26 protein-coding genes and 1 pseudogene are annotated in these 23,277 nt (G+C 60.4%); 17 read left to right on the top strand and 10 right to left on the bottom strand.

The genetic code is table 11. From position 1 onward, the window contains the following. Window positions 1-117: 117 nt before the first annotated feature. The 7 genes from QLH51_RS04520 (at window position 118) to QLH51_RS04550 (ending at window position 6,103) form a co-directional block, all read left to right on the top strand. Window positions 118-483: a PadR family transcriptional regulator gene (locus QLH51_RS04520; protein WP_283514350.1), complete on the top strand. Its 366-nt coding sequence runs from the start codon at window positions 118-120 to the stop codon at window positions 481-483. Next, window positions 480-1,064: a hypothetical protein gene (locus tag QLH51_RS04525; protein WP_283514351.1), complete on the top strand. Its 585-nt coding sequence runs from the start codon at window positions 480-482 to the stop codon at window positions 1,062-1,064. The genes QLH51_RS04520 and QLH51_RS04525 overlap by 4 nt, the downstream gene beginning before the upstream one ends. A 38-nt stretch (window positions 1,065-1,102) precedes the next feature. Beyond that, entirely contained in the window at window positions 1,103-1,963 is an 861-nt protein-coding gene (locus tag QLH51_RS04530; RefSeq protein ID WP_283514352.1) for a CPBP family intramembrane glutamic endopeptidase, read from the top strand. Between the two features lie 493 nt (window positions 1,964-2,456). After that, the gene (locus tag QLH51_RS04535; RefSeq protein ID WP_283514353.1) at window positions 2,457-3,017 is read left to right on the top strand and encodes a DUF1993 domain-containing protein; all 561 of its coding nucleotides are present in this window, start codon (window positions 2,457-2,459) and stop codon (window positions 3,015-3,017) included. Between the two features lie 172 nt (window positions 3,018-3,189). After that, entirely contained in the window at window positions 3,190-3,768 is a 579-nt protein-coding gene (locus tag QLH51_RS04540; protein ID WP_283514354.1) for a hypothetical protein, read from the top strand. Between the two features lie 146 nt (window positions 3,769-3,914). Next, complete coding sequence (locus QLH51_RS04545) at window positions 3,915-5,636, top strand: M61 family metallopeptidase (protein WP_283514355.1); 1,722 nt, start codon at window positions 3,915-3,917, stop codon at window positions 5,634-5,636. Window positions 5,637-5,917: 281 nt separating this feature from the next. After that, a complete protein-coding gene (locus QLH51_RS04550) occupies window positions 5,918-6,103 on the top strand; it encodes a hypothetical protein (RefSeq protein WP_283514356.1) in 186 nt (61 codons plus the stop codon). 194 nt (window positions 6,104-6,297) lie between these two features. Here the strand turns inward: QLH51_RS04550 and QLH51_RS04555 are convergent, their stop codons facing one another. Next, window positions 6,298-7,191 (bottom strand): hypothetical protein, encoded by an 894-nt coding sequence (locus QLH51_RS04555; RefSeq protein WP_283514357.1) that lies wholly within the window; start codon window positions 7,189-7,191, stop codon window positions 6,298-6,300. Window positions 7,192-7,600: 409 nt separating this feature from the next. Here QLH51_RS04555 and QLH51_RS04560 point away from each other — a divergent pair, with 409 nt between their 5' ends. Then, on the top strand, window positions 7,601-8,092 hold the full coding sequence (locus QLH51_RS04560; RefSeq protein WP_283514358.1) for an AAA family ATPase: 492 nt from the start codon (window positions 7,601-7,603) through the stop codon (window positions 8,090-8,092). A gap of 1,073 nt (window positions 8,093-9,165) precedes the next feature. On the opposite strand, the gene QLH51_RS04565 is transcribed toward QLH51_RS04560, so the two are convergent. Next, on the bottom strand, window positions 9,166-9,534 hold the full coding sequence (locus QLH51_RS04565; protein ID WP_283514359.1) for a hypothetical protein: 369 nt from the start codon (window positions 9,532-9,534) through the stop codon (window positions 9,166-9,168). A 223-nt stretch (window positions 9,535-9,757) separates the two neighbouring features. Here QLH51_RS04565 and QLH51_RS04570 point away from each other — a divergent pair, with 223 nt between their 5' ends. Continuing rightward, window positions 9,758-10,390: a DUF7010 family protein gene (locus QLH51_RS04570; protein ID WP_283514360.1), complete on the top strand. Its 633-nt coding sequence runs from the start codon at window positions 9,758-9,760 to the stop codon at window positions 10,388-10,390. A 477-nt stretch (window positions 10,391-10,867) separates the two neighbouring features. On the opposite strand, the gene QLH51_RS04575 is transcribed toward QLH51_RS04570, so the two are convergent. The 3 genes from QLH51_RS04575 to QLH51_RS04585 form a co-directional block, all read right to left on the bottom strand. Next, on the bottom strand, window positions 10,868-11,116 hold the full coding sequence (locus tag QLH51_RS04575; RefSeq protein ID WP_283514361.1) for a hypothetical protein: 249 nt from the start codon (window positions 11,114-11,116) through the stop codon (window positions 10,868-10,870). A 124-nt stretch (window positions 11,117-11,240) separates the two neighbouring features. Then, window positions 11,241-11,639, bottom strand: a complete 399-nt coding sequence (locus tag QLH51_RS04580; protein ID WP_283514362.1) for a VOC family protein — start codon at window positions 11,637-11,639, stop codon at window positions 11,241-11,243. Window positions 11,640-11,726: 87 nt separating this feature from the next. After that, on the bottom strand, window positions 11,727-12,512 hold the full coding sequence (locus tag QLH51_RS04585) for a class I SAM-dependent methyltransferase (RefSeq protein ID WP_283514363.1): 786 nt from the start codon (window positions 12,510-12,512) through the stop codon (window positions 11,727-11,729). Window positions 12,513-12,725: 213 nt separating this feature from the next. Between QLH51_RS04585 and QLH51_RS04590 the strand changes: the two genes are divergently transcribed. Next, window positions 12,726-13,493 (top strand): pyridoxine 5'-phosphate synthase, encoded by a 768-nt coding sequence (locus QLH51_RS04590; protein ID WP_283514364.1) that lies wholly within the window; start codon window positions 12,726-12,728, stop codon window positions 13,491-13,493. 3 nt (window positions 13,494-13,496) lie between these two features. Here QLH51_RS04590 and QLH51_RS04595 read toward each other — a convergent pair whose 3' ends face one another. The 4 genes from QLH51_RS04595 to QLH51_RS04610 all read right to left on the bottom strand — a co-directional run bounded on the left by QLH51_RS04595 (window position 13,497) and on the right by QLH51_RS04610 (window position 16,058). After that, window positions 13,497-14,066, bottom strand: a complete 570-nt coding sequence (locus QLH51_RS04595; RefSeq protein WP_283514365.1) for a GNAT family N-acetyltransferase — start codon at window positions 14,064-14,066, stop codon at window positions 13,497-13,499. Window positions 14,067-14,252: 186 nt separating this feature from the next. After that, the gene (locus QLH51_RS04600) at window positions 14,253-14,507 is read right to left on the bottom strand and encodes a PepSY domain-containing protein (RefSeq protein ID WP_283514366.1); all 255 of its coding nucleotides are present in this window, start codon (window positions 14,505-14,507) and stop codon (window positions 14,253-14,255) included. Beyond that, complete coding sequence (locus QLH51_RS04605) at window positions 14,504-15,220, bottom strand: MgtC/SapB family protein (protein ID WP_283514367.1); 717 nt, start codon at window positions 15,218-15,220, stop codon at window positions 14,504-14,506. The genes QLH51_RS04600 and QLH51_RS04605 overlap by 4 nt, the downstream gene beginning before the upstream one ends. Window positions 15,221-15,413: 193 nt before the next feature. After that, window positions 15,414-16,058 (bottom strand): recombinase family protein, encoded by a 645-nt coding sequence (locus QLH51_RS04610; RefSeq protein ID WP_283514368.1) that lies wholly within the window; start codon window positions 16,056-16,058, stop codon window positions 15,414-15,416. 268 nt (window positions 16,059-16,326) lie between these two features. On the opposite strand from QLH51_RS04610, the gene QLH51_RS04615 reads away from it, so the two are divergent. From QLH51_RS04615 to QLH51_RS04625, 3 genes are all read left to right on the top strand, one after another. Continuing rightward, a complete protein-coding gene (locus QLH51_RS04615; RefSeq protein ID WP_022676113.1) occupies window positions 16,327-16,572 on the top strand; it encodes an AbrB/MazE/SpoVT family DNA-binding domain-containing protein in 246 nt (81 codons plus the stop codon). After that, on the top strand, window positions 16,569-16,955 hold the full coding sequence (locus QLH51_RS04620; protein ID WP_283514369.1) for a type II toxin-antitoxin system VapC family toxin: 387 nt from the start codon (window positions 16,569-16,571) through the stop codon (window positions 16,953-16,955). Before QLH51_RS04615 ends, QLH51_RS04620 begins: the two co-directional genes overlap by 4 nt. A 190-nt stretch (window positions 16,956-17,145) precedes the next feature. Further along, window positions 17,146-17,784: a hypothetical protein gene (locus QLH51_RS04625; RefSeq protein WP_283514370.1), complete on the top strand. Its 639-nt coding sequence runs from the start codon at window positions 17,146-17,148 to the stop codon at window positions 17,782-17,784. Window positions 17,785-17,911: 127 nt separating this feature from the next. Here QLH51_RS04625 and QLH51_RS04630 read toward each other — a convergent pair whose 3' ends face one another. Then, on the bottom strand, window positions 17,912-18,103 hold the full coding sequence (locus QLH51_RS04630) for a hypothetical protein (protein WP_283514371.1): 192 nt from the start codon (window positions 18,101-18,103) through the stop codon (window positions 17,912-17,914). Between the two features lie 567 nt (window positions 18,104-18,670). Between QLH51_RS04630 and QLH51_RS04635 the strand changes: the two genes are divergently transcribed. The 4 genes and pseudogenes from QLH51_RS04635 to QLH51_RS04650 form a co-directional block, all read left to right on the top strand. Further along, window positions 18,671-18,856, top strand: coding sequence for a hypothetical protein (locus QLH51_RS04635; protein ID WP_283514372.1), 186 nt, complete (start codon window positions 18,671-18,673; stop codon window positions 18,854-18,856). A 257-nt stretch (window positions 18,857-19,113) separates the two neighbouring features. After that, complete coding sequence (locus QLH51_RS04640) at window positions 19,114-19,599, top strand: helix-turn-helix domain-containing protein (protein ID WP_283514373.1); 486 nt, start codon at window positions 19,114-19,116, stop codon at window positions 19,597-19,599. Beyond that, complete coding sequence (locus QLH51_RS04645; RefSeq protein WP_283514374.1) at window positions 19,596-20,009, top strand: type II toxin-antitoxin system PemK/MazF family toxin; 414 nt, start codon at window positions 19,596-19,598, stop codon at window positions 20,007-20,009. The genes QLH51_RS04640 and QLH51_RS04645 overlap by 4 nt, the downstream gene beginning before the upstream one ends. Window positions 20,010-20,256: 247 nt before the next feature. Further along, a pseudogene (locus QLH51_RS04650) lies at window positions 20,257-23,151 on the top strand (TrlF family AAA-like ATPase); the annotation flags it as partial. Window positions 23,152-23,277 lie beyond the last annotated feature (126 nt).

Consider the following 23,277-nt stretch of genomic DNA (forward strand, 5'->3'; position numbering starts at 1 on the left):
TTTGAGAGGCTTCTCAAAACTCGCTTGGTAGGCGAGGCGAGAAACAACCGATGACGGTGCGAAGCCGTCCAACACGATTACCTTGCATTGCAAGCAACCCTGGTCCAGTACCCTTGCATGGCAAGGAAATCCGATGATTCGCAGGAGGCGATCGGCAGGTGGGAGGTCCAGCTTCGCAAAGGCGTGCTGGAGTTCGTCATCTTGTTGTCGCTTAGCGATCGTGAGCAATACGGCTTCGAGCTGATCTCCGGGATCGCGAAGCGTGCCGCGATTGATGTGCCGGAAGGGACGCTTTATCCGCTGATGCTGCGCTTGGCTAAGGACGGGCTGATCTCGTCGCGCCTCGCCGATGGTGATGGCGGTGCCCCTCGTAAATACTACGCCCTGACAGTCCAGGGCCGGGAGCTTCTGCGGGGTATGATCCCGTCGTGGTCGAAGCTCGCCGCCTCCGTTGATAGCTTGCTGCCAGGAGCGTCCGCATGACCCCCACTTTCACCGACCCTGCTGCGCGCCGTCGCTGGGACGTCTATTTTTCCGAGGTCGATCGCCTGCTTGCGCGCGCAGATGCGGACGCGGCCGAACTGCGCGGCGATCTGGAAGCGCATGTCGTTGACAGCATGGCCGCTTCGTCGGGCGTAAGCGAAAGTGAGCGGCTCGACGCGGCCTTGTCGCGTCTCGGCCGGCCGATCGACTATTTGCGCCCATTGCTCGCCGACGAGCTGATTGAGCGCGGCACCCTGACCTACAGTCCGATCACGATCGCGCGGGGGCTGTCTCATGCCGTTATGGCCGGATCGCGATGGGCGGTGATCGGTTTCGCATTCGGCCTCGGCTACCTGCTGCTCGCCATCTTCACCGCCATGGCGTTGCTCAAGCCGCTGTGGGGTGAGCATGTCGGGGTGTTCCGCTATGCGGACGGCACGATCAGCGCCGGCATTGTCGCACAATCTGACGGTGCTCGCGAACTGCTTGGTTTCTGGTCGATCCCCATCGCGCTGCTGCTGGCGGCAGTGCTCTATGTCGCGCTTACCAAGGGACTTCGGACCATCCGACGGCGGCACTGAAACTTTGCCTGAAAACCTCGCATAACAAGGAAATAATGATGGCTGAAAAGACAGCCGGTCGTGTGCGACCGGGGGCGATGGCGTTCGTCCTGCTGACGGTGGCGTTGAGCTGGTCGATCTGGATCGCGACATGGCTGGCAACCGGACAGCCGACTGAGTTTCACGGTCAAGGAGCCATGACGGCGGCGATCTACGCCGGTTCGTTCGGGCCAGGCGTGGCTGCGGCCATCCTATCTGCGATTTCGCGCCCCGGTTCGCTCAAAGAGTGGTTGCGTGGGTTCACCCGCTTGCGCTGTGGATGGCGCGCCTATGCCGCTGCGCTAATGCCTTTCCCATTGGCGCTGCTCCTTTTGACGATCGCTCTCGGCTATGCCCCACGGCCTGAAGGGCTGCATGGTATGGCACCGATCCTCCTGTACCTGACGGTGTTCCCGGTTTCGATCTTCAACGGCGTGGCGACAGCGATCATGGGCGCCGGTCCGTTGGGAGAGGAGGGCGGATGGCGCGGCTATCTGTTGCCTCGACTGCTGGAGCAGGGTGGCGAGGTCCGCGCCTCCCTCATCATCGGCATCGTCTGGGCGCTGTGGCATCTGCCGATCATGGCGATGTTCGCCGACTGGCGAAGTGGCGTTCCTTTCATTGCCTATCTCCCCCTCTACACGCTCGGCGTCATCGGCCTGTCCTTCGTGATGTCGCGCGTATGGCTGATCGGCCGTGGCAGCTTGATCCCCTGCATCTGGCTGCATGGGCTAGTGAACGCCGTTGGCGGCATAGCCTTTGACCGCAACCTGTGGGCGAGCCGCTGGCCGCAGGAAGCCGGTACGTTCCATTTCGCCATCGCCGCGGCTCTCACCGCCGCCTTCCTGTTCTGGGCTGGACGGTCAAAACGACATTGTTGAAATGCCAGCGCAAGGGCGTTCCCGACTGGGAACGGGCCGTGAGACGACCGGGGCATTCCCATTGGGATGGTAGATTGAGAAGCCAGCGGTGTTCTCGAAACTCACCGATGATGAGAATCTATGCTAACTGTGATGGCAGAAAGGCTGCCGTTGAAATCGCCGCTGGCCACTCGACAATTTGAATACTGCTATTTTTTGTTTGCCTTAGCTTTTCGTGCATTCATCACGATAAATATCGTCCAAAATAGGCTAATGGATACTGCTCCCAGTGCAATCCACACCGCAGTCATACGTTACCCCCCAAGGATTTTATGGTAGCGTTTAATGATCCAAGAAAATCAAACGGTCAATCTTCCGACGCCATGTTGCGCCAGGAATCGTCATGAGAGGAGACGGTAGGGGAGACGACCAAGGCCTTCCCACAAGGATCCCAACGGGAAAGGCGGTGGGGTGCGTCATTGCGCTGTCGCGACCGCTATGTACGATCAAGACTATGACCACGACCCTACTCGTTCCGACCTACCAGCACATGCTGCAAACGCTGTCCGGCTTGCTGGACAAGGTACAGCAGCAGATGCCGGATCGGGCAGAAACCTTATTGGCGGCGAGGCTCGCGGCCGACATGTTCCCGCTCGCGGCACAGGTCCGCTTCGCGGCCTACCAAGCGCAGGAGGCGGTCTTTCGGTTACGCGGCGAGCATGTTCCCGAGTGGCTTGATGCCATCGCTGCCGAGGGGCGTAACGCCGGTGACGCGCCTGGCACAATCACCGATGCTAAGGGGCGGATCGATGCCGCGCTGTCGTTTCTAGCAGATCTGTCGAACGACGCCCTTGATGCAGGTGCGGCGCTGCCGGTCGCGATCGAGCTGCCGGGTGGCATGAACTTCGACCTGACCGGCGAGCAATATGTGCGCGATTGGGCGCTGCCTCAGTTCTACTTCCACGTCATCACCGCCTATGCGATTCTTCGCAGCCAAGGTGTCGAGATCGGCAAGGCGGATTACGTCCCTCACATGTTCGGCTATCTTCGGTCGGGAACGATGGCGGCAGCGTAGACGATCGTTCATTTCCCAATTCTCGATCGATTCCCAGAACGTCCGTGCCGTCTCGGTCGACCTTCCCAATCGGGAAGCATCCGCCATGTCTTTGACCGCTTTTTTGGCAGATGGGTGATCGTAGGAGCGCACATCTTGCTCTGCACCGGGAGTTATGGAACTTTGCCGTGTAATGACGATGATATACGCTTTACTCGCGCAGGTGGCCGCTACCGCCCAAGGGTGTCAATACGACCGGCCGGCGCTGATGGCGCTGGATCAAGATGCCTTCGATCAAGATATGACGGGCGGATGGCGTAAGCTGGAATATGATGGCTGCGAAGCCGAAGCCGCCGACCTGATCCGCGACTGGCGTGTCGCGCATAAAGCGAAGGGTCATGTGCTGGTGTGGCACGAAGGGCAGCTACGCGCCGACCTTGGTCAAACTGGCGTAGCCATTTCGCTGTTTCGGCAGTCGTACAAGCCCGTGAAAGAAGACAAAGGTATGGGCTGGAACCTGTATGTGGACGGCACGATCGCCTTTCTCAAGGGTGATCGCAGAGCGTTCGATGCTGCAAAGGCCAGGCTTGCGGCGCTGCCCCGCCCGGCAAATTTCACTATGGAAGGCCCGGATGGAAAACCGGTGCCGGTCAGATGGCCGCTAAATATGAACGTGTTTGAAGGCCTCGAACGCTGCTGGGGTCAGCCATATAAGGTCGCCTACGCTTGCTCGACCCCAATGCGCCGCGTAACGATACCAGATACCAAATAGCCCATTCTCTAAACGCCGTCCCTCGTGAGACGACTCAGGCAGTCTCGCCTGCCGTTCCCCGTGGGAACGCCCCGGGGAGTCTCGTGGGTCGTTACCAATCGGGAAAGCCTGATTGTCGAAGCGCACGCCATCGCTACCATAGTGACATGCGCCTCCTCTTTAGTATCGCCGCCCTGACGTTGGTGTCTGCCGCCCCACCAGTCGCACAGCAGCCCGTCCAATATACGCTGGCGCCGGAGGTGTCCGGCGGCCATCTCACAGCCTTGCGGGTTCAGGTCCGCTTCCGCGCCGACCCCTCAGGCACCACTGACTTCCGATGGGATGACGGTTGGAACGGTGAGCGTCGCCTGTGGCAATGGGCGCGCGATCTGAAGGTCCAGGGAGCGACAGGCGTCGAGCAGAGCAACGACGGGCATTGGCGTATTCGCGCCGCTCCCGACGCGAGCCTGACCGTGACCTATCGCATCGTGTCGGCATATGACCACGATCCGACCGTCGAGGACACCGAACAGGCGCGACCAGTTGTCCGGCCGGGCTGGTTCTATGCCGCGGGCAACGCGCTGTTCGGCTTCCCCGCTGAACGCGAGAATGCGCCCGCGACCTTCGACTGGACAGGCGCATCGGGGATCGGCTTCGCGTCTGATCTCGAACATCTCGCGGGCCGAACCCGCGCGGCCCTTCGTCCCGGCACCGTCGCCGATGCGCTGGAAAGCATCGTCATCGGCGGCCACGAGCTGCGAACCTTTCCGGCGGGGGACGGATCGGGCGTCCGCGTCGCCACGATCGGGAGCTACGCCTTCACCCCGGAGCAGTTGGACGTCCTTGCCCGCCGGGTCATCGCCGTCGAGCGTGATTTCTGGCGAACGGATCGGCGCGCGCCCTTTCTGGTGACGGCCGCTCCCATTGTCGGCGATCCGACGGTGATGAGCTTGGGTGGTACGGGGCGGGGGGATGCCTTCGCCCTCTGGGTCGATCAGCGTACGCCTCTCGACCGGATGAAATGGCTGCTCGCGCACGAGTATTTCCATACATGGAACCCCGGTCGTCTCGGCACCATGCCGGAGGACCGAGAAACCCGGCCGGCGCATTACTGGTTCAGCGAAGGCTTCACCGACTATTACGCCCGGGCGCTGATGGTGCGTTCCGGCCTGATCTCGCCGGCAGATTTCGCGTCGCAGTGGAACGAGATGCTGGCAGCCTATGCCGGTTCGCCGGTTCGAACTCTTACTGGCGCGCGGGCGGCTTCGGCATTCTGGGAGAACGACGCGGCGCAGAAGCTCGCCTATCAGCGGGGTGCGCTCTTGGCCGCAATCTGGAACCGGAGATTGCTAGAGGCGAGTGGCGGGCGAGCCAACCTCGACACGGTGGTACAGGCGCAACTGGCCTCAGCCCGCACATCCAACGATCATGCAACAGCCCTCTTTCGCCGACTGGCGAAGCGTAGCGGGTTGGACATCGCTGCTGATGAGGCCCGTTACTTGGCCAGCGGAGAGCCGATCCTGCTCCCTGCTAATACCTTTGGGCCATGTGCCACGATCGTAACCGAACAGCGCCCCTCGTTTTCGCGAGGATTTGATGCGGAAGCGACTGCCGCTGCCGGCAATATCGCGACGGGGGTCGATCCACGTCTCCCGGCGTATGCGGCAGGCTTACGAGACGGCATGAAGATCCTTGAGCGCACCGAGGGAGAGACAGACAACGCCGTCGTTCCCTATGGTCTGCTGGTCGAGGATAGCGGGGTTAAGCGCACGATCCGCTACCTTCCCCAAGGGCTGAACCGGGTCAGCGTTCAAGAGGTGCGGATCAAGCAATCGAGTCCTGAATGCTGGCGGACTGCGGGCGGCATATCTAGCGGGGCATCCCGCTGAGCGGTGCCAACTTTCCCGATATCCCATCTACGAGATATATCGAGAAGGTCGGAGCATTCTCTTTTCACCATCCCGCTGGGAAAGGCTCGACCGACTCACTGGCGTGAACGCCAATTGCGGACATTCGCGCTGATGGCCATTATCGCCGAATGAGCCGAGCCGAGTTCATCAAGACCGCCATACCGCAGCTTGTCGCTGAGGTTCGCATGTATGGGACGGCAGCAGGCGGTCGAACAGTGCCCGCCTACTCCGGGTGGGGTTGCCCTTGCATGGTCTCCCAAATGAAACCGCTGGTCGGGTATGACGCCCTTCCGCTAATCGGTGATGAACCTCTGCTACCTGGCGAAACCCGGCAGCTCGGTTTTGTCTTCCTCTCACATGAGGAGGCTGTTCCCGTCATGCGAAAGGCAGGTCGGTTCTTCCTCTGGGAAGGTCGCTTTGTAGGCGAAGCCATCGTCCAGAGCTAACGTCTGCCCTCCTCAAAACCCGGCCATTTCCCGATACTCGATCCTCGTGGGAATGCCCCGGCTATCTCGCTCGCCGTTTCCAATGGGAATGCCCCGACCGCCCCGGAGCCGTCTCGACCGTCTTCGTTTGGGGGAAATCAAACGGTTATCTTGCGGTAGATCACTTCCTTACCGCCTGCCGATGCGCCCGGATCTCAATAGGAGTAGGCAAGCGCGATCGTGACGTAGGGCACGGCGGTCGCGGTGTCAGCGCGTGCGCCGCCCAAGCGGCGCAGCCGGTCGTCGCGGACCAGCACCAGTGCCTCAGCCCGCGCGTTCCAGTGACCGCCGCCGATCGCCAGCGGCAGCTGGAGCGCAAGGCCCGTGCTGCCATAGGCGCGGTTGCCGCTGCCGCGTTCGTAGAAGCCCGCCCAGCCGACACCCATTATGCTTGGGATCGACAGCCGCGGTGCATCGTCGCTCGAACCCAGCGACCAGTCAGGCTCGACACTCACTTGGGTGTAGAAACCGCTTCCGCCCTTCGGTCGCCATGTCGTCGCGAAGCCGGGATTCAGCGCGCCCAATCCGCGGTCGCGCGCGAACGACAGCACGCCGCTTACCTCGTGCGAGGTTCCAGCAATGCCGTTCGGGCTCGTCTTGATGGCGTAGGTAGTCGCGCCGATCAGGCCGGGGGCAAGACGTTCCGCGATACCAACGAGGTTGTTGCTTTCGTACCAGCTACGCGGCGACGTGCGTTCATCGTCGGTTGGTGCGTGGAAGCCGTTGGAGGTGCGCAGCATCAGCCAGCGGGTTGCATCGCCGTCCCCGTCGCGCGCGAGCTCATAGACCAGGCCGACCTGCACGTGAACCGGCACCTGTTCCAGGCTGACCGGATCGTCATCGAAGCTGCCGCGCACGAAGTCGGCATTGCGCACGTCAAGCCCGGCGATCACATGCAGCCGCCCTGGTCCCACCGCCGATGAGCCGAGGCTGGCGTCCTCGGTGTCCGCGATCGGCGCTTCGCGCCGCTGCGCCGCGGCGGGGGTGGCGATGGCGAGCATGAACAAAAGGCGCGGCAGCACAGCATGCGCGCGGGCAGACGGGTACATCGTTGGCTTCTCCGGCCCGACGCCGGAGTGCGCCTGTCTGGGCGCTATCACGCAAATGGGCGGGAAGCCATCTCGTGGCGGTGCCTGGCCGCCGCCTTGCGGCACGCAGTGGCCGTATTAGGTCGCGATCGGCTTTTCCCGATTAACCATCCTGATGGGAAGGCCCCGGCCGTCTCGCAGGCCGTTCCCAATCGGGAGCCGCAACATGGGCGGCCAACAGCGACTTCGGATGCCGTTCCACGCTGGACTACCGACATAGGGACTGGCATCTTTATGCAATGCCTCTCGTGATTCACATCGCCATTGCGAACAGCGGACGAATTAACCTCCCGGCTTGATGCGTCGGGCCGGGTCTATCCGCTTGTGAATCTAATGGTGCTGCACGCATCTGCGAAGGTGTTTTGACAATATGCCTTGGAAACAACCAACCCTGCACCTTGTGTGCGGTAAAATCGCTGCTGGCAAATCCACGCTTACGAGCGCTTTGGCGGAGCAGCCTCATACAATCCTTGTGAAGGAAGATTACTGGCTGGCCCGATTGTACCCTGGCGAGCAAAACAGCCTCGCCGATTATGTTCGCAACGCGACACGCCTGCGAGAAGCAATGAGCACTCATCTCGTCGACCTGCTACGGTCGGGCCTTTCGGTAGTCTTGGACTTCCCCGCGAACACACCTGCAAGCCGAGCGTGGATGCGATCATTGTTCGAAGAGGCGGGGTGCCGGCATCAACTTCACTATCTCGACGTGCCCGATGAAGTCTGCAAGTCCCGGCTGAGGCAGCGAAACAGGGACGGTACGCACGAATTTACCGTGAGCGATGACGACTTCGCCTTATTCACCAAGCATTTCTTCCCGCCAGCGCCCGATGAAGGGTTCGACGTAGTTCTGCATCGGGCCTGACGGTACATCCTCTCCCAGCTACGCCAGCGTACAACGGGAGAGGATTACGAATGCCAGCTTTCCCGTTTCACCATCCCAATGGGAATGCCCCGACCGTCTCTCAGATCGTTTGTTTCGGGATTATTAAGGATCAGCCGTAGGGCTATTTCTTACTCCCTTTCCAAGAAGACGTGTTCCAAGAAACATGCGGTTCTCAGCCCATTACATTGGCGGCATACGACAGTGGTATCGAACCACCTGCGATATCATGTCCATGCTCGTACTGACGAGGCGCTTTGAAGCGCGAACCGATGTGTGTTATATGAATGTAGTACACTGGAGGTCGCCAGATGGTAGAGAGACACGAAGGCTTTAAATCCGAGATAGCTAAAGCTCGCTTGCGGTTCGAAGACGATTGGGAGAAAGCGCAGCGGAGGCGGTTCGGTCCAGCGAGACGAAAGCGCGATCCTGGGGCCGAGTTCGAACCTGCGCCGGTTGGGCCTACAAACCCAAGTAATTTGTCAGGCGGAGCGGAAGCGCCGCTTGATCCCTAAATTGGGCGGTGCCGATAGTCATCCACCGGGACCCGTTTTTTCTCATAATCCTACCCAATCGGGAACGCTCCGGCTGTCTCGTTGGCCGTTCCTTTTTTGGGAAATCTTAATCAGCCCTACGATGCTACTATGACGCAGTTGACTGTTTCAGCCTATCAGGATTTAGATCAGCTATGTCGAAAAGGAGCGAGGCATGTCAGGGCAAGCAGGAGTAAGCCAGCCGTCAGGGAAGGGGGTAACGGGCATCCTTGTAGGATTTTCCATTATCGGGGTTCTCCTTGTGCTAGCGTTCTCGATACTCGCGGGATATTCGGTAGGAAAAGATCTGCAATCCCGGCAGGTTGGTGTGAGCAACGCCGTCACAAGGCATTAATGTTATCGAGAATTCAATGTGGATTTGAGGGGGTGTAGCTCCGTCAGTGAATAAAACTACAATTCTCGAAACACGATCCTCGTGGGAAAGCCCCGGCCGTCTCGACTGCCGTTCCCAATCGGGATGGCGTCATCCCCGCTTTCGCTCCAGTCGCAAACGTCGACGTTCTAAAGCAGCGCCCAACCTACCAACGCCAGCATACCTGCGGTCGCTGCGATCCAGACCGCTGCTGACGAGTTTGCAATGTGAACCCAAAGTCGCGACTCCGACAGCAATGGGCTGTCTCTCTCTACAACTTTCGGATCAATGCCGGTTTGATCTGTTAAAACCTCGGTAAAGCGTGACCATAGATTGTCGTCGCGAATGTCAGCAGGCAGTGCCTTGCAGAGCGACGCGAACAGATCGCCAGCGGTGTGCCATTGTACCGCTTCCGCTTTATCGAGCTTAACGCTGAAGGTGCGTTCAACCTCTTCTATGGCAACGATCTCGTCACCGTCGCCGCCAAGTCCAACGCTCTTGGGAAGAGTGGCGCTCATGAATCAATGATACGACTATTCCGCTTGGCCGCAACGTCCACTTTCCAACGATCGGAAAAATTCCCGAAATTCCATGCTGGTGAGAATCGGACGCGCAACTTGGGGTCCGGTGAGAGGATGGTCAAAATCGTACGTTAAGCCCGGCGACCGTCCCGATTGGGAACGGGCACGCGAGACGGTCAGGGCCTTCCCACGAGGATGGTGAATTGGGAATGGCGACGGGTTGAGTAGCCTTGTCGTGGTGCCGCCCATCATGCACCGTATTGCGGGCAAACAGCACGCAGGGGGACAAATGCGGGACTACTCGACGATATCGCTCGCCGATGCGCGGCGTGACTATCTCGCTACCAGTACAACCGGAATGCCGATCGCGGGCTTCATCGCATGGGGTGCGCTTGCCATAGCAGCCTATGTTCTTGGGAGTCGCCTCCCAAGCTTCGCGCCCTTCATCGCTGCGGCCATCCCCTTTCCGCTCTCTCTGTTGATTGACAAGGTTCGCGGCGAACCGGGGATACAAGCAGACAGCCGACGCAATCCAGTGACGCAATTGTTTATGCGATTTATAACGGTAGTCGCGTTGCTCATCCCCTTCGTCATCATTGCAGCCCAAGCAGCCGGCAACCTCGATCTTCTAATCCTCGGTCTGGCAATTCTCGCAGGGATGGTGTGGGTGCCTCATGGTTGGGGAGCGGATGACCCTGCTGGGTTCACTCACTTCGTGATGCGAGCTGTTCTTTGTTATGCGGCCTACCTGTTCGTTCCGCATGAGATGCGGGCCGCAGCCATAGCGGGCGCAGCAGCCCTGACCTATGTTTATGCCATCGTGGCAATGAGAAAGCCGTCTACAGCGAGATAGCCCGTCGGCTTTCCCGATTGGGAACACCCAGTGAGACGGCCGGGGCATTCCCATTGGGATCAAATTTCGGGAACGTCACAATGTGGTGGTTAGCGGAGGGTTGCTGGCTACGATCGTTCGTGAAGCTGCGACCCAAGCACAACCGTCTTAACGTCAAATCCTTCTAGCTTCGCTTTCAGACATTTCGCCTGCCGCATATGGTCGTTGGACGTTCCAGAAAATCCGATCGTGTTGGGTGCCGCATCGATAACGTAAGCATCCACCGCGCCGCACTGTGCTTTGGCGGCCAAAAACTGCTCACTAGAAAATGGGGGCTTCCGTTCGACGCAACCGCTTGTGACCGCTATTAGCGCAAGAGCGTCCAACCTAGTTCTCTTCATCGGCCCCATCCGTTGTTCATTATGCCACTCTGGCCTAGCAGGTGAGTGTCCGCAATTGGGCGCGAGCAACCGAAACGCCGTTGTAAAGACTTCGCTCTTAATGAAGCGCAGCAAACGGCGGGGCGTCCCCAACGACAATGCCAATTTTGGCATTGAGATGCACTGGCATAGTCTTCACTAATTTTTCTAGTGCTTCACCGGCAAGAGGCGGAAATACTAAGACAGTGAGGCCTTCTACGTTTCGTTCGATCTGCATAGGCGAGTAACCACGGGCGCTAATATGGGCCACAGCGGCTTCCTCATTCTCGGGCAGAACGCTGAAACGGACGGCAATAGGCTTGGTCATGCCACCATGCATGCCTTCCTAAACGACCGCCTGCAATCTGGAAGGAATCGACCTGCCAACCTTCCCGATTGAGAACGGCACGCGAGACAGCCGAGGCGTTCCCGTTGGGATGCTCAACCGGGAATCATCGCGGGACGATGGCAGGTTCGATCAAATCCCATCGGTTGCCATAGAGGTCCTCGAATACGGCCACGATGCCATACGGTTCGTGGCGAGGCGGCTCGACGAAGCGGATGCCTCGCTGGGTGTAGGCGAGATGGTCACGGGCAAAGTCGTCCGTTTCGAGGAACAGGAATACTCGACCGCCACTCTGATCGCCGATAGCGTCACGTTGCCTGTCACCGACAGCCCGAGCCAATAGCAGTCCGCTCGCGCCGCCTCGCGGCGCAACCACCACCCACCGCTTTTCATCTGTTAGCGCTTTGTCGTCGCGCAACTCGAAACCAAGCTTTCCGACGAAAAAGTCGATGGCAGTGTCATATTCGTCAACGAGGAGGGCGGTCAGGTTCAGGCGCTGTGGCATCCGGTGGAACTGCCCTGGTCGGGGCACCAAGCCAACGCCCGCGTCCTATCCGTGGGCGAGAAAAGAGAGGGTTGGCGTCTGGGTGGTTCATGCCGTTGCAGTCACGATCCATGTTGCCGAGTTCAGATGCACCAAACCACCCTGTTCGCGCGCCGCGAGGGCCGAGCGCACGATGGGTTCTGCTGCCGGCAACAGGTCCGGGTTCTCCCGAAGAGATTTCCCGAGCGCCCCAACCCTCGTCACGACTTTCAACGTCGAGGCAGTGTCGCCAGCGGTTATCGGAGCATCATGCGCCTCGATGGCAATGTTACGAAAACCGGCATCCTCAAGCACCTGCTTGATGACGGCAGCCTTTTCAAAGCTGTAGGGTGACGTGTCGACCGTGATCGGCAATTTAGCAGCGTTGATGCAGAACGTGTCCAGCTCATTCTCTGCTACCGATCGCCAGCAAACAAAGCCCATATTACCGCCCGGTCGTAGCATCCGGTGCAAATTACGGAATGCTGCTACCGGATCGGCAAAAAACATCGTCCCGAACCGAGAAAATATGACGTCCAATGATCGATCAGGCAGTGGCAAGGTGCCAGCATCATCCTGAAGAAATGTCACATGAGCCGTGTTCTCCGCCCGCCGCTTCGCAAGCGCCAAGACCCGCGGAGCAACATCAACACCGATCACCTGACCTTGCGGGCCGACCAGCGCCGCCAACTGCAAAGTCGCTTCTCCGGTTCCGCATCCGACGTCCATCACCGTCTGACCTTCGGCGAGAGGCAACTTGCTGAAAACTGCGTCTCCTAGTGGACGCATCTGTCGATCAATCAGGTCTGCTAGCTCGGCTCGCGCCCGATCTCCAACATCAAAGGCATTTTCCATTCCGCGTAACGTCCATTCGCATCATCGTTGCGACATCATAACGACACTCGCCATTCCCACAAACGAACCGCTAGCGAGACGGCCGGGGCATTCCCCTTCGGATGGAATATCGGGAATGACAGGAGGCAGAACTGGCCCGCGGCTGACGCACGGCAGGCTCTCGCCATTGGACGCTACATACCGTAATTCCAGTGCCAAAGGCGATCGGGGGTGATGTTGACGGCGCGTCTAAGTGTAAACCTGAACAAGGTTGCCCTACTGCGAAACTCTCGGCGAACAGGCGTACCCGATTTGCTCGCCTTTGCTCGTATCGCCCATGACGCCGGGGCTGACGGGATTACGGTGCATCCGCGTCCCGACCAGCGCCATATCCGCGATGACGACGTATCGGCTCTCGCGGAGTGGATGAAGCCTTTTCGACCTGCCTTTGAATTGAACATCGAAGGTTTTCCCGACGATCGCCTATTCCGCATCGTATCTGCTGTGCAGCCCGAGCAATGCACACTGGTTCCTGATCCTCCCTCTGCGTTCACATCGGAGGAAGGATGGAAGTTTGACGATCGGGATGCTCCGGTGCGGGTGGCTGATGAAGTCGCGCGCTTCAAGGCAGTCAGCGGACGTGTGATCCTGTTCGTCGACCCTGATCCAAAGGCTGTTGTGGGCCTGGTCCAAAGCGGAGCAGATGGCGCCGAAATCTATACCGGCTCGTATGCGGCCGAGCATCGGGCCAGTGGCCCCGGTCCTGTTCTCACGGCAGCAGCGGAAGCGGCGCAAGCGATCCATGCCGTTGGCTTGAGGATCAACGTCGGACACGACCTCAATCTCGCCAACCTGCCCGATCTGATCGGCGGTATGCCGCCGATCGCGGAAGCATCCATAGGACACGAACTCACAGCAGACGCTCTAGCAATGGGGTTCGGATCAGCGGTCGCCGCCTATAAAGCTGCCCTACAAAGTCCTGCCCGAACGAACTATCGCTAGGGTTTAATCCTGTAGGCGGGCGAGAAGCTGTGACTTGATCGCCGGCCAGTCGGTCTCAATGATCGAGAAAATGACCGTGTTTCTTCGGCTCCCGTTCCATGTGATGCGATGATTCCGCAGCACGCCCTCCCGAACAGCGCCGAGCTTCGATACCGCAGCCTGACTATGCTTGTTGGCCTCCGACACGCTGAACTGCACGCGAATAAAGCCTGCTGAGAAAGCCTCGTTGAGCATCAGCCATTTGGTTTCAGGGTTGGCCCGTGTCCCCCGGACGCGCGGCAGGTAGAAGGTGTAACCGATCTCGACAGTGCGGTGAGCTTCATCGACTGATACGAAGCTGGATGTGCCAACGACCTCGCCGGTAGCAACCTCCACCACGCAGAAGGTGATCCGCCCCGGCATGGAAAGCATGTTCGACCAATAGCTATCGAACGCCTCGCCGAGAGCCGATACCGTCTGGATGCTCCAATTGTCGGGGTCGCTCGCGAGTATGTCGCGGATAGCATCGCGATCCGCGTCCTCGACAGGCCGCAGATAGTACGACCGCCCCTCAAGCCGCTTTGCCTCTAGCATTGATCCTCCGCATCACGATGGCGGGTACTCTACGCATCACGGACGGCAATTCTATGGCGTGATGCCAATAGCCCTTTCCCGATTGGGAACGGCACGCGAGACGGTCAGGGCCTTCCCACGAGGATGGTGTTTCGGGAAAGAAGCCCAAGCGATTGCTGACCGCTTGGGCTGCTCAAGTGCGTGAACTCAGTGATCGCGCTCCAACTTGGTGAGCCTTCCCGTATGCGGATCGGCGTGGAACTCGTATGTGACACCTCGGCGCGTTGCTTCGCCTTCCCAGTGCCCATCATCAGCTTCGATCTTGGTAAGATGATAGCCTTTGCGGGCCAGCATCTGGCCTACCTTGTCACGCTTGATCCAACCCTTGCCGGGCATGTCTGCCAAAGCCGGAACGCTCACCAGCCCTGCTGCAAGAACCGCTAGTGCCAAACAATGCTTCATGCTCTTTCTCCTCTTTTTAATGCTGGGATTGAACCCCTTCGCTGCACCTCTACCGCTTGAACCCCGGCATGTTCCGCCAACCGTTGCGCACCTCGCCGCATGTCCGATCGCGACACTCGCGCCAAGTGAAGGACGTGATCGTCTAAACCATCTTCAACTGGAACCTGGGTGTGCTGCTGTATCTGCCCGCCTTTAATCCGGAGCAGTCGCTTCAAATCGTCGACGCTAAGCCCGTCGTGTTCAGCGCGTACGTGGAGAACGCAGCTTTGCACACGCGCACGGTACGCATCCTCTAGCGGCTTCAACCCGGCCAGGATGATGAGAATGATGACCGTCGTCACGCCCGCCGCGGCATACAGTCCACCACCAGCGGCTAGACCAAGAGCGGCTACGGCCCAGATGCTCGCGGCGGTCGTCAATCCGCGAATGCTATTGCCGCGCAGAAGGATTGAGCCAGCGCCGAGGAATCCAACGCCTGACACAACCTGCGCCGCAATGCGCGAGGGGTCGAGGACAACGTGCGGCATCTGCTTGGCGTTTTCGAACCCGTAAGCCGACACGATCATCAAGAGACAAGCGCCGACGCATACCAGCATGTGCGTGCGTATCCCGGCCGTCCAAGCAAGCCGTTCGCGTTCTGCGCCAATGAGGCTACCGAGCGCTGCGGCCAGCAGTAGGCGGCCGATCATATCCAAATTCGATATCATCTTCATCAACGGTGGGAGGTAATCTGCCGTTCCACATTGACCCGCGCTCTTCATGTGAGCTTTCCCGATTGGGAAGGTCGGGTGAGATCGTGGCAGGGCAGGGGCCGTATTCAGAGGCGAGCAGGGCAACATTCCCAAAACCTGTTCCCGAAACCGTTTTCCCGAAATGGCTCGATCGAGATGGAGTTACGGGACTGGTTTAGCCGTCCGTTTCGACCGCCGTCGTCGCTTTGAGGAGCCGGTGATCGCGAGCGATTTTGGCAAGCAGGGTACGGCTGCATCCAGTCGCGTCCATGATCTCGCGCCAGCTGCGGCCATCGCTCAGCAAGGAGGAGATCGCAGCGTTGCGTGCCTTGTTCGCGGGGCGGCCCTTGTAGAGGCCAGCGGCCTTGGCCTTAGCGGTCCCTTCAGCCTGGCGACGACGGCGATCCTCATAGTCCTTGCGCGCTACCGCGGCGAGGACATCGAGCATCATCGCGTTGACCGCGGCGAACATCCGGCCGGTAAACTCGTCAGCCGGCGCCGTCAGGGTCCACGACGTCGGCAGGTCGAGCGCGACGATGTGGACCTGCTTGGCATCGATCAGGCCACGCAGGCGCACCCAGTCCGGGGAAGTGAGGCGGGAGAGCCGGTCGACCTGCTCCACCAGCAGCACGTCACCGGGCTCACAATCGTTGAGCAATCGGAACAGCTCAGGCCGATGCAGCTTGGCCCCGCTTTCGTTTTCGACATAGCGTGCCGCGATCCGCAGTCCCTGCTCAACCGCAAAGGCGTCGAGGACGTCGCGGGCGCGTGATGCGTCCTGTTCGGAGGTAGATGCGCGGAGGTAGGCCCGGATAAACATGGTTTGGTCTTCGATACGTGGTGTCTGTTTGTCCAGTCTTTTTTGAGTGGGTAAAGCGCCATTAAGGCACCGGTTTAGCGCCGGTCTTCAAAAGGCATACCCAAAACGCACCTGCGAAAATATGCATTTGGCAGGATCGAAGCAGTGTGGCACGCAATGTCGATTTTGACATGGGCATAAGAGAAGGGCGCGATAGCTGCATTATTGTCGTTGACGGCCCCGTCAGCTATGTTGCGTAAATGTGGTACATCGGGGCTAGCGTGCTAATATGACCTTGCAGATTAACATTACACCTAACGGGCGCATGAGCCTGCCAGCGGACGTCCGGAAGCGACTTGGTCTGAGTGGCGGTGGTGCAGTCTACCTCGACGAGACGGAGGACGGCGTGGTGTTGCGGACGGCAAGCCAGGCTGTGGCACGCGCTCAGGCTCTGGCCAAGCAGTACACTGGCGGTAATCCCGACGCATCCGTCGACGCATTCCTTGCCCGACGTCGGGAAGAGAGCGGCGAATGAGCGTGGTGCTGGACGCGTCTGCGATCATTGCCATGCTTAAGGGCGAGCGTGGAGCGACAAAGGTCGCGGCTGAGATCGGTGAGGCGCGGGTAAGCAGCGTCAATTATGCCGAGGTCGTCAGCCACTTCGTCCATGCCGGTATGCCTGAGCGCGAAGTCGATGCGATGCTCGATCCATTGCCGCTGACGATCGTGCCGGCCGACAAGGCGCTCGCGCAGATTGCCGGGCGGTTGCGGGCGGCAACAGCCGAGGCGGGGCTCAGCCTGGGTGACCGATTCTGCCTGGCACTCGCGCGGCGCGACGGTCTGCCCGCATGGACCAGCGACCAGAACTGGAAGAAGATCGCCGATGCCGTCGAGGTCAAGGTTATCGCCATCCGCTGACGTCACATGGTGGCGGGGTAGGGGAGGGGGCAGGACGTCCCGCTCGACAGTCTTAAACCGCACCGCCAGAGGGTTCCCATGCTACGCCTGATCCACACTGCCGACTGGCAACTCGGCAAGCCGTACGGCCGCTTCGACAGCGACGTGCGCGCCGCCCTCAGTGTGGCTGTAACGGACTAAGCGAGAACCAATGACGCCCATCGAGAGAATCTACTTCACGTCGCGGATCATCCATGGCGACCTAAGCTCGGCGGACGGCGAACTGACGGGCCAGCTCGGGCCCGCCGGCACGTGGGTTCCCTTCATCAAAGCAGCGCTCATGGCGCTTGGAAATCTCGCCGATCTGGAAGGTCCGATGCGCTTCCTGTACCGGGACGCGCCGCAGCTGGCTGAGCAGATGAAAGCACTCGACGGCGACCTGCGGTTTGCCAAATATCTGCGCAATGTCTTCGGGGGGCATCTCAACGAGACGCTGATGGCCAAGGCCTATGAGTGGCGACCGGAGCTGCGGATGCTGCCCGATATTCGCGAACTGAACGGCACCGTCATGCTCAACGTGTTTGTGCTCGAGACCGCAATCAACACCTATGTCGCGCCGGATGGGGAGCACGGCATGTTCCCGTCCGAAACGGACCTCGTTTACCCGCCCGATATGGAGCGGTTCTGCACATGGCTTTCGACGACGGTTCGGGCCACAATCCGGATCTGTGACACGCTAGGCGAAATCACCCATGGTTCGGTAACGCCGCTGGGTGAGCGCAGCGATATGATGGCGGCGTACAAGGCTGCGGGTCTGACCGACTTTGCCCGCATCAGGAAGGGGCGGTAGCACCGGAAACTCATGGTGCCGATCGCGACACGCAGCGACCAAGAGCGCGCGCCGGTGCCGCGAAGCGAAGCCGGCGCGCGCGATCATAGTAGCCTGGAGCGATCCTCTGATCGCTCCAGGCCGTTACCTAGGCATCACCATCGTTGATGGCGTCGCAGGCCGTTTGGCAGGCCTCACGGCTGTCATAAGGGCCGATGTGCGGCGTGTTGTTATCGTCGACGCCCCACCAGCCTTTTTCGACATACCTTCCGCTGTCCCGCATTAGCGAGCGTGTCCGGCCACCGATGTGGATCGGATCGAGTGTGCCTTTGATCGACATATGCTTCTTCCTTCTGCCCGGAATGGGCGCACAGAACCGCGCGACGCCCTCTGATTGGGCGTCGCTCTACCGACCAAAATCATCAGGTCGGCGCGGTTCGATGGTTCATTTACAAGGGTCGATTTCGCGCCTGGCCGGTGCGAGAGAGAGTGGGAAAATACAGCGCCCGTTTGCAACGACACTGCCGATCGATCTACGCCGCGACAGACATGGCTTCGATGCTCATCCGGCTGAGTAGCCAATCGGCTGCAGCCTGGCGGATTACACGGGGGGCCTGATTGTCGTTCGGGAACGAAAGGGCAGCCGCCCTTGGTGTTTCCTTGCGCCCGCGGACCTTCGGGGGAGGGCTGCGGCGCCAGCGAGCCAGCCCCGGGCCAAGGGCCTGTCCTTTACCGCGTAAGATGCCTTGGCAGGACACACGCTTTGGGCGATCTGCTGTTTATGGATGGGCAACAATGCCCCGACGGAGCACAGCAAATGACCAGCATCCGGATTCTGCATCGTGATCCTGCCGGGAAGGTCTTCGACGGAGGCATCGAGTATGGCCCTTAGCAGTTTGCCGGTCAGGTGCCCGCGATCGGCGACACGATCCTCGATCCCGGCGTGATCGCGGGTCAGGATCGGAACGACCCGCAGAACCGCTCGATCTGGACGGTGGTCGGCCGCGTGTTCAATCCGCGCGATCGGGAGGACACGGTCGCGCTGATCGTCGAATCCCGCGACGGTAACCTCGCCGACGAGGCTTTCGCCTGAATTTGCTACCGACTGGGAGGCCGTGGGGGCTCCCCGTTGGGTTTTCCTCGGTTGATACGCTAGGAGTGTAGCCTGAGCGGATCCTATATGGGGATGTCCTATACTTTGTAGGCCCGTGGCGGCTCCCGCCTCCTGGGCGCTAAAGCCCGGGGAGTGGGCGGCATTAGCGCCCTAGGGGGGTGGCCCTACGGCCGCCCCCTCGAACTTGAAGGCCGCCCGCGCGAGGGTCATATCCGCAGCCAGAAAGGAATAAACACATGGCTGCGAAGAAGCAAACCGACAGCAGCGGCGATCTGCGGACGAACGAGAAGAAATGGACCAAGCCGCTGATGGAGGCGGGTTGGACGGCGTTGCCAAGCGTCATCATCGAGAACCAGCGTCAACTCGGGCTCGAACCGCTCGACCTGAACATCGTCGTGTATCTCGCGAGCAAGTGGTGGACTGCCGAAGGCAAGCCCTTCCCGTCGAAGACGACGATGGCGAAGGCGATGAACGTCCACCCGCGCACGATCCAGAAGCACATCGCTGCGCTGGAAGGGGCCGGGTATATTCGCCGCGAGGAACGGCGAACGGACACCGGTAGCCGGACCAACATCTACCATCTGGATGGCTTGATCGAGGCGGCAGCGCCGTTCGCCGCGGAGAAGCTGGCCGAGATGAAGGACAAGTCCGAACTGGCGAAGCGCCGCGAGAACCGGCGGGGCGCGCCCAAGCTGCGTCTGGTGACGGACGACGACGAATGAACGCGCACATCCAGGAAGCACCACCTCGGGTGGCGCCGCGTCTGAAGGGCGCGCCGAAGATCCGTCAGCTCTTCTGGTGCGATTTCCCTCAGGACGCGCAGCTACCGGAGTTCTGGAAGCGTCGGCCGGTGATCGTGATCTCGTATCGGAACACGCTGCATGGCGCAGTGACGGTGATCCCATGTTCAACGCAGGCGCAGCCGGGCAATAAGTGGGCCGTGCCGCTTCAGACCACGATCGACGGGCGTGCGGCGTTCGCGATTTGTGACAAGATGACGACGGTCGCCGTCAGTCGGCTCGTGCCGGACAAGGGCGGTATAGCCCGTATGCCGGAAGCCGAGTTCGACGCCATTCTTCGTGTAGCGCTGGCTTGGCTGCCTGTGCCCTCGGTACTCGCCCCGGAGGGCTGACAGACCTCCCCGGGGGCGGTTAGATATTAGTTGAATCTTTAGTAGCAGGTTCTATATCGGGAGGCATCTGCGGCCTCCCCCTCGGGGAGTGTCCGTTTCCCGAGAGGGAACTAAACGGTCGGGGCCGCCTCAAAAGGGCGGCCCTTGGCTTATCTGCCGCACTCGCTTCGATGCCTTACTTGCGGCCTGTCAAACCCATATGAATGCTCCATAAGATGCCGAAACGGGCATCGACAAGGGCGGGAATATGGCGGGACAGCTTGGCAGGGGGTCAGTGTGGCAGCGGTGGGACCCACATATTCATACCCCCGGCACCATTCTTGCCGATCAATATCCGGCCGCGGACGGGTGGGAGCAATTCCTAACCCGGATTGAGACATCGGAACCAAGGGTCCGTGCCCTCGGCATCACCGACTATTATAGCACCGCCACTTACGAGCAGGCGCTTGCATACAAGGCGGCCGGGCGGATGCCCGACGTCGATCTGATCTTCCCCAATGTCGAGTTGCGGCTTGGTGTCGGCACCGACAAAGGCTCGCCTGTCAACCTCCACCTCCTTGTCTCTCCCGACGATGACGATCATCTGACGCGCCTGCATGCCTTCTTGTCCGACCTCAGGTTCGAGGCCAAGGACGAGCGTTATCGCTGCACAGCCGCCGACATCATGCGCCTCGGTCGCGTTCACGACGCCAATGCGACCAGCGACCAACGCGCTCTCGAAGTAGGCACCAACCAGTTCAAGGTCGACCTCGCCAACCTTCGCGAAGCGATGAAGGCAAGCCCTTGGGCGCGGGAAAACATCCTGGTCGCGGTGCCCGCCAGCAACAAGGACGGGACGGCAGGGCTTCAAGGCGATTCTTCCCTGGAACGGTTGCGCCGCGAAATCGAACGTGCGGCACAGATCATCTTCTCAGGCCGGCCAGCCGATCGACAATTTTGGCTCGGGAAGACGCCAGTGGGGCGCGAGACGTTGGTCTCTGAATATGGCGGCCTCAAGCCATGCCTGCACGGCAGCGACGCCCATCGACCAGAGACTGTGGCAGCGCCCGCCCAGGATCGCCGCTGCTGGTTGAAGGGGCGCGTAACCTTTGAGACGCTGCGGCAGGCGTGTCTCGAACCAGAAATGCGGGTTTTTGTTGGAACAGCCGCACCGCCAGCAGCGCAGCCTTCGCAGGTGATGACAGAGGTCGAAGTGAAGGGTGCCCCCTTTCTCCTCGACGCCGTCGTCCCACTTAATCCAGGCCTGATCGGGATTATCGGCGCGCGCGGCTCGGGCAAGACGGCTCTTGCCGATCTGATTGCTGCTGGCGGTTCAGCGTTGTCACTGAAGGCCAACAAGCTCTCCTTTGTGTATCGCGCTCGCGATCACCTTGCTGGCGCGCAGGTCGACTTGAGTTGGGATGACGGCTCAGGCTGCGGCGAGACCATCGCCAATCTCCTTGAACGAGAGGGGGAGAGCGATGAGCCGCAGGTGCGCTATTTATCTCAGCAATTTGTCGATCGCTTATGCTCGGCCGAAGGGCTTACCGACGAGCTGCTGAACGAGATACAGCGCGTGATCTTTCTCGCTCATCCGACGGAAGAGCGGCTCGGCGCCACTGATTTCGGCCAACTCCTCGATCTGCGCGCGGAAAGCGCCCGCACCGCTCGGGGCCAAGCGGAGGACGAACTGCGCGATCTGTCGACGGAGTTCGTCAGCGAACGTGAAAAAGAGGCAAGCGTCGTACCGCTCCGGGCCAAGCTGACGACCCTTCAGGGCACGATCGCCAAGGCCCAAGCAGACCGTACCGCCCTGGTCGGGAAAAGTGGCGGGGATCAGGCTCGTCTCAATACCTACAACGTCGTTGCCGCAGCATTGCAGAAGCGCCGTTCGGAGCACGAACAGCTCGAGCGTCGCCGCAATGGGCTGGACACCCTTGCGCGTGAGGTTTTGCTCGCAAAGACACGGACCTTTCCTGACGCCCTTCGTCAAATGCGCCAACGTCATGAAGCCGCGCAGATGCCAGAGGCGCTGTGGCCGCGGTTCGAGTTTAAGTTCGCCGGTGACGTTGACGGCGCTATCGCCGGCGAGCGCGCAGCAGTAGTCGCCGCACTGACAGCGCTGGCCGGCACGCCCATACCAATCGTAACGGCCGCTCCTCCCGCCAAGACGTCCTACCTGCCGCAAGACGCGCCGCTCGGAACGCTCTCAATCGCAATTCTTGCCGCTGAAGCCCAGCGCCTAGAAGCACTGATCGGGGTGGATCGAGCGGCAGCGAAGGCACTCACCGCACTCAACAGCAAAATTGCAGTCGATGAAGGGCAGGCCGCTAACCTTCAACGCCAGATTGAGACGGCGGAAAAGGCACCAGCGCGCCTGCTAGCGATCCGCGACGAACGCCGAGCGGCCTATACCCGAGTGTTCGACGCGATCGTCTGCGAGCAGGCCGAGCTAACCAGCCTCTATGCTCCACTGGCAACTCGCATTGACGCCGAAACTGGTTCAGCCCGCAAACTGTCGTTCGAGGTTCGTCGCCGGGTCGACGTTGAAGCATGGGCACGGAAAGGAGAGGCGCTGCTGGATCTCCGTAAGGGGTCCAAGCTGCGTAAGGGGTCGCTCGCCGATCTAGCTCGCGCCGCCCTTCTACCGGCCTGGAGCGGGGGGACGGCTGAAGAGGTGTCCACCGCGCTAGCCGGGTTCCGTGAGGCACACGATGCAGCGATCATCGAATGCTGCCCTTACAATCGGCGCGACCCTGCAGAGGCTGCCGATTATCGCCAGTGGGCGGGTGACGTTTCCGCTTGGCTTTACGGGACCGATCACATCCAGATCGCCTACGGCATCCAGTACGATGGCACCGATGTGGAGCGGCTGTCACCCGGCACGCGGGGCATTGTTCTGCTTCTGCTTTACCTAGCGATCGACACCGACGACGATCGTCCGCTCATCATCGACCAACCTGAAGAAAACCTCGATCCGCGCTCGATCTTTGTGGAGTTGGTTGAGCGGTTCCGGAGCACAAAACAGCGTCGGCAAATCATCATCGTGACACACAATGCCAATCTGATCGTCAACACGGACGCTGATCAGGTCATCGTGGCGACCTGTGGTCCACACCGTCCAGGGCAGCTCCCCGAGATACGCTACCAGTCAGGGGGGCTCTGACGTGACCCCGGTCTTTCATCCAGCGGCAACCAGAGACCGACCGGTGTTGTCGCGCATGAGCGCAGGCGAAGCAACGGGCGGGGTTAACCCCGCCCGTTGCTGTTCGAGTTCGGCGGCGAACGC

Origin of the sequence: Sphingomonas sp. 2R-10, from assembly GCF_030062225.1 — a bacterium.
Lineage (GTDB): Bacteria > Pseudomonadota > Alphaproteobacteria > Sphingomonadales > Sphingomonadaceae > Sphingomonas.